The sequence below is a fragment of the Acinetobacter sp. UBA6720 genome, from assembly GCF_002454215.1.
GTDB lineage: Bacteria > Pseudomonadota > Gammaproteobacteria > Pseudomonadales > Moraxellaceae > Acinetobacter.
Genome location: NZ_DKIK01000054.1, coordinates 1,736 through 8,138 on the forward strand (window position 1 = coordinate 1,736; position 6,403 = coordinate 8,138).

Consider the following 6,403-nt stretch of genomic DNA (forward strand, 5'->3'; position numbering starts at 1 on the left):
TTTTTACTATGCGGTGCAATATATTAGTAGCGGTTTGGAGGCCGTTATTTTTTCGATGGCGGTCATTTTTAATACCCTCAATGCCAAACTATTCTTTGGACAACAGGTTTCTACACGTTTTTACCCTGCGGCTTTACTGGGTGGATTGGGGATTATTGCTTTGTTTTGGCATGATGTGGTAGGGAAGTACCTTAAACAACTCATACGCTGATAGGGATTGGTCTTTGTGTGTTGGGCACTTATGGTTTTTCACTGGGCAATATGATCAGTGCGCGTCATCAAAAACACGGTCTGGATATTTTCACGACCAATGCTTATGGCATGCTATATGGTTCACTTCTGATGGCGTTGATTGCTGGATTTAAACACGACGAGTTTTTCCCCGCTATGGAATTTAGTGCAGTGAGTGCTTTATTGTATTTGGCTGTTTTTGGTTCAGTGATTGGCTTTACTGCTTATTTCTATTTGGTCGGAAGGATTGGGGCAGGCAAGGCAGCTTATAGTACCTTGTTATTTCCGTTGGTGGCTTTGGTGATTTCGACCCTTTGGGAAGGGTATCAATGGCATATAAATGCGGTGATTGGGGTGATTTTGATTTTATGTGGTAATGCAATTTTCTTTATCAAGCCACCCAAGTTGAGGCTGAGTCAAATGTTGAAGCGAAGCTGAGAGTGTATGAGAAAATTAAAAGATATTCTGCACTATAAATGAAAGGCTTAGGTGTTTTTCATCCTGTGTATTATGCTCATTTTAGAGAACTTCATGTATGGCTTTATAAATGGATTTAAAAACGTTTGAATTATTCGCTCGTTACAACGTATGGTCTACTCAAAAATTAAACCAAGCTTTAAAAAATGTCTCTGATGAAGATTTTAATGCTGAATGCGGATTGTTCTTCAAAACTATTTCTGGAACGTTGAATCATTTGCTTGTGGGGGAGCATTATCTATGGTTTCCTCGGTTTTCATCGAAACCATCGCCTCTACTGAAGTTAAATACCATCGTAGAGAGGGATAAAGATAAACTCATGTTTGAGTTAGAAAGCAGGGCTCACCATTGGATAGACTTTTTAAAACATGTTGATGTGGAAAAATTTGGACATGATTTATACTACAAAACATCGGCTGGACTAGAAATGAGCCTGCCCTATGCTGCTACATTATTGCATGTGTTTAACCATGCAACGCATCATCGGGGACAAGTCACAGCAGCTTTAACTTCAATGGGCTATCCATGTCCAGAGATTGATATGGTGTATATGTTGATCGAAGACCGTCAGTAAATTAAACAGAATAGTTATCACCGTTAAAAAATAGACATAAAGTCTTTGTTAATAAACATTATTTTAGTTCTAACGAATATAAAATATTTTCCAAATTAGGGTTCAATTTTTGATTTAATAAACGTTAGTAATTCTTGGAATAATGGATGCCATTCAGCGCTTGGTGACTCAAACAGAGGGTGCCAAAAGAAATTAAATTCTAATCCACCGTCATCATTGCAAAAATGTGTCCAATGCTCTTTTAAAGCTTCTGTGCTATGGCAGATAAATACATGCCAGTTCGGGCCTTGCTCAGATGGATGATGTAAACCTAAATATGAGTGAATATGTGCAGATAAAATACCAGACTCTTCGTAAAGCTCCCGCAGAGCCGCTGTTTCCAACTCTTCATTCACCTCAACTGTACCTTTTACGATTTGAATACCCGCAATTGGATGTTTAAACACTAATATTTCTGTTTTTTGACTGATATTTCGAAATATAACTGGGACGACTTTTTCGATTAATGTCATTTTTGAATTTTATCCAAGAGGCAAGTCGGTACACTACTTAAAAGGTAGATAAGGTCATGGATATGGTCGCGGGCTATATTGGAGCATCTAGTTATCAAAAGCTATTAGGGCGTTTTTCGACTAAAAATAGCATTCACCAAATATACATGAATGCATCATGACGCTGTATTGGCTTTAATCCGAAGCGCTTCCATCTCAATCTCAACCATTTTTTGAGAATTGGATCGTTTCTTTTGCAACTCCTCAAACTTTTGTCGATCTGGTGAGTCCGATAGGATGATATTACCCATTTCAATTTGAAGATTATTGTCCTTTTTTAGCCTTTCACGAGCGGCTGTGACTTCTGAGCTTTTTAGAGACACAGCATCGTAATTTTGATTCAGACTTTGAATGCGTTTGTTTGATTTTTCAATTGCAGTTGTCAACGCATTCATATCATGCGTTTCCAAGGCATGTTTTATCTCCATCATTGAGCTTTCAGCTTCTTGTTTGGTTGCTCTTGATTGTGCTCTGAGTGCAATGAGGTCATGTTTGATGTCTGCGGCATTATCTTGACTCAGATGTGAGGTGCTATGGGGTGGAGTATGAGCCGTAACATTGAGCTCAGGGTCTGATTTTACCTGTTGTCGCGTGTTGTTTAATGCCCCTGAATTCAGTTGAGGGTAAATCATGTGTTGTAAGGCTCTCATTTCACTGACAGAACTTTGTTGTATCACGCTGATTTGCGCTTCTAATCCAGTGATGCGATCCATCTGTGGTGGATTTTTAGTATTTTCTTGTGCGAGCTCAACTCCCAGAAGATGGACTTGCTTAAATTTTTCACTGAGCGCAGCAACCTCATGGCTTTTGAAGTGTGTTGCATCTAGTGCAGCGTTAAACTCAAGTGAGTGGGTTTTCAGTTGCTCAAGTAGAGCAGGTAGGGCATCGACTTGTTTATTTTGACGAGCTGCTTTAAGTGCGTCTTGTGCGTTCAAAATAGCTTGAGAGTTTTTATTCGCAATCTGATCCAAGGCATCAAGATCAGTTTTAATATCCGTTGGATTGGCTGTACTTAAGTTTTTATGTGTTGGTGTTGAGTCTGATGATATTTGTTGCTGTTGATTAGACTCACTGCATGCTGTCAGAGAAAATGTTGCTGTCAGTAGAATTGGAAGCCATTTTTTATTCATTATGAGACCAATGATTTAGAATTTAATTATATGGCTTGAGTATATTGTTTAAGTATCTGAAAAGTAAAGTCTTACCATTTTTCTGTGTTTTGATTATGCCCATAAATATAAAGCAGTTAAGCTTTGGCTTCATATTGTTATGCGCTATAAAATAAAAAAACCACCCAACTGTTTAGCTGGATGGTTTGGATCACATCAACTCGATTTAAGCGGTTGCTTGCTGTTCCGCTTGAATTGCAGTGAGTGCAATCGTAAACACGATGTCATCCACCAAAGCGCCACGAGACAAATCATTTACTGGTTTATTCAAACCTTGCAACATTGGGCCCACACTCACAACATTTGCAGAGCGTTGTACGGCTTTATAGGTTGTATTTCCTGTGTTTAAATCAGGGAAAATAAATACATTTGCACGACCTGCAACTTTAGAATCAGGTGCTTTCGAGCGTCCGACACTTTCAACCGATGCTGCATCGTACTGAAGCGGCCCATCAATCAACAGATCAGGACGACGTTCTTTCGCTATACGTGTTGCCTCAGCGACTTTCTCTACTTCAGCACCAGCACCAGAGGTACCCGTTGAGTATGAGATCATTGCAATACGTGGGTCTAAACCAAAAGCTTTTGCTGAGTCAGCCGATTGAATCGCAATTTCAGCGAGTTGTTCTGCGTTTGGATCTGGGTTAATGGCACAGTCACCATAGACATAGACTTCATCAGGTAACAGCATAAAGAACACGGAAGAGACCAATGAATACTCAGGCGCGGTTTTAATGAGCTGAAATGCTGGACGTACGGTATTTGCAGTGGTGTGTATTGCACCTGAAACTAAGCCGTCAACTTGATTAAGTGCTAGCATCATGGTACCGAGAACGACCGTGTCTTGCAGTTGTTCGCGTGCTTGTAGCTCATTCAGTTTGCCGTTTCGTAGGTCCACCATTTTTTCAACATAGTTTTCACGAATCAGATCTGGGTCAATAATTTCTAAGTCATGTGGAAGTTCAATACCACGTGCTTTCGCCACTTCAACCACGGCTTCAGGTTTCGCCAATAAGATACAGTGGGCAATACCACGAGATTGGCAAATGGCAGCAGCTTGAACTGTACGTGGTTCATCACCTTCGGGTAGAACAATACGTTTCTTCGCAGCAATTGATTTTTGAACCAATTCATGGCGGAAAGCTGAAGGGGAAAGGCGTGGTTGGTACGATCCGTTCAACATCTCAGTGAGCCATGCCTCATTGATATGGCTTGATACAAAACGGGTAACTTGTTCTGCACGCTCAGTATCATCGACCGGAATTTCGTTGCTGAGATTGGCTAAATTCTGCGCGGTGTCAAACGTGCTGAGTGATGTATGTAAAATCGGCAAGCCTTGTTTAATCGCTGTTTGGCAGAACGCGAGCACTTGCTCGTTTGGCGTATGGTGCTCGGTCAGTACGAGCCCTGCCAATGGTATACCGTTACTGCTGGCTAAGCTTGAAGCTAATAGCACATCAATACGATCTGATGCACTAATGATGAGCTCACCTGCGACAAACTTATGAAGTTCGTGCTCAATATTCGATGCAATTAAACTGCTATGTAATACACGACGTTGTGTTGCATCGCCTTGATTGATCCATTCTGCCTGAATATGCGTAGCTAAGTCCGACATACGCGGTACGCTAAGCGTATTACTAAACGGAACTAGACCAATTACTGGCAGTTTGTCTGAACCGAGTTTTGGATGGGTCTTTTGGAGTTCAATAATGAACTTATTGGTATCGCTAACTAAACGGAGACTTGGGTCAATCGTCACAGGAATATGTGCCGAGTCATCAGGTAAACCCTTGGTACGCATTAATAACACACCTGCGGTTCGCTCTGAACTTGCACCACCAAAATAACGGAGTTGACTATCAACTTTCTCAGCCGTCGCACTTGGTTTATTAATGTCTGCATTGCTGACGATGATCACTTTAGCATCGAGCGCTTGGGCAAGTTGCGCGTTTAGTTCAGACGCAAAAGAATCACGGTTGTTTGGGACTAAACCTTCAACGATAATCAGGTCATGCTTACGTGCAATGGTGCGGTGTAGGCGAACTGCATCTTCAAGTAACTCATCATTTTCACCTGCGCTAAGTTGCTGCAAAATAGTGTGATAATTAATGGGTTCAACAGTTTCGTTTTTAGACACATGGTGATAGAGCGCCGTTGTGCGGTCTGCGCCCGCCGTGAGTTCTTGAGAGAATGGTTTTAAAAAGCCAGCTTTAACACCTTGGCATTCTAGTGCATAAACCAAACCTAGGCAGGCTGATGTTAAGCCTACACCTTCCCCAGTCGGCACAAGTAAAATTGTTTTCATATATTTATTCGTCATACAAGAAATTAAAACAGACTTGAACGAATGTAACGACCGCTTAAGCGATCGCTACATTGTCTTCAGACTTTTTTGCAGCAGTTTGAATCACCTCATTGGCTACAACATGCTCAGTCTCTTTCGCAATACGTCCTTCTTCATCGGTTGGTACAACCCAGATCTGTGGACCTGTGCCTGCATCAATACGACCTTCAGTACCACGCTTTAGATTGTCATTGGCTTCTTTGCTAAAGTTGAAACCAAAGTGTGGGAGGTAAGCAATCGTTTTTTCGCGAATATATGCAGAGTTTTCACCAATACCGCCAGTGAAGAATAGGCCATCCAGTCGTGGTAAACCACAGCTCAGTGCAGCTAACGATTTTGCAAGGCGATAGCAGAACACTTCAATGGCTAAAGTTGCATCTTCATCACCTTGTTCAGAGGCTTCGATCAACGTACGCATGTCATTTGAAAGATCAGACAAACCGAGTAAGCCTGATTGGCTATTCAGCATTTTATCAATTTTATAAATATCCCAACCTAAGTTGTTGGCAAGGAAACTATGTAAGCTTGGATCGACATCACCGCTGCGGGTGCCCATCACGACACCTTCAAGTGGCGTTAAGCCCATTGAGGTATCAACACTTTGCCCATTCCAAATTGCACAAGTAGAACTACCATTACCCAAGTGTGCTGTTAACCAGCCCCCTTGTTTAAAGCTACCTGCCAGTTCTGAACCGCGTTCAGACACATAAGCATGGCTCGTACCGTGGAAACCATAGCGACGTACATTGTGCTCAGTATATAAGAACTTCGGTACAGCATAGCGGTATGCATGCGCAGGCATGGTTTGATGGAAAGCCGTGTCAAACACAGCCACTTGAGGTAGCTCTGGAAATAAACGCATAGTTGCGTCAATCCCAACCAAGTGAGCTGGGTTGTGGAGTGGTGCAAGTGGTGTCGCTGCACGAATGCGTTCTACAATTTCTTCTGTTAAAAGCTCAGCTTTGGTCAATGTACCACCATGTACGACGCGGTGACCAATGGCTTGAGGGTTATAGGGTGAAAGACGTTCTAAGATCGTTTCCAATGCTTTTTC

At 41.9% G+C, this 6,403-nt stretch carries 5 protein-coding genes and 1 pseudogene; 2 read left to right on the forward strand and 4 right to left on the reverse strand.

Annotated elements, in window-relative coordinates:
• Nucleotides 1–669, forward strand: a pseudogene (locus B4F08_RS04410) (DMT family transporter); the annotation flags it as partial.
• A 109-nt stretch (nucleotides 670–778) separates the two neighbouring features.
• Nucleotides 779–1,282 carry a DinB family protein gene (locus B4F08_RS04415; protein WP_291373419.1) on the forward strand — a complete coding sequence of 168 codons (504 nt, stop codon included), beginning with the start codon at nucleotides 779–781 and terminating at the stop codon, nucleotides 1,280–1,282.
• A gap of 95 nt (nucleotides 1,283–1,377) precedes the next feature.
• On the opposite strand, the gene B4F08_RS04420 is transcribed toward B4F08_RS04415, so the two are convergent.
• From B4F08_RS04420 to B4F08_RS04435, 4 genes are all read right to left on the reverse strand, one after another.
• Complete coding sequence (locus B4F08_RS04420) at nucleotides 1,378–1,794, reverse strand: NUDIX hydrolase (RefSeq protein WP_151706573.1); 417 nt, start codon at nucleotides 1,792–1,794, stop codon at nucleotides 1,378–1,380.
• A gap of 155 nt (nucleotides 1,795–1,949) precedes the next feature.
• Nucleotides 1,950–2,963, reverse strand: coding sequence for a hypothetical protein (locus B4F08_RS04425; protein ID WP_291373422.1), 1,014 nt, complete (start codon nucleotides 2,961–2,963; stop codon nucleotides 1,950–1,952).
• A 205-nt stretch (nucleotides 2,964–3,168) separates the two neighbouring features.
• Nucleotides 3,169–5,310 carry a phosphate acetyltransferase gene (gene pta / locus B4F08_RS04430; RefSeq protein WP_291373424.1) on the reverse strand — a complete coding sequence of 714 codons (2,142 nt, stop codon included), beginning with the start codon at nucleotides 5,308–5,310 and terminating at the stop codon, nucleotides 3,169–3,171.
• Nucleotides 5,311–5,365: 55 nt separating this feature from the next.
• Nucleotides 5,366–6,403 (reverse strand): acetate/propionate family kinase (locus tag B4F08_RS04435; RefSeq protein WP_291373426.1); only part of this gene is annotated, 1,038 nt, incomplete at its 5' end.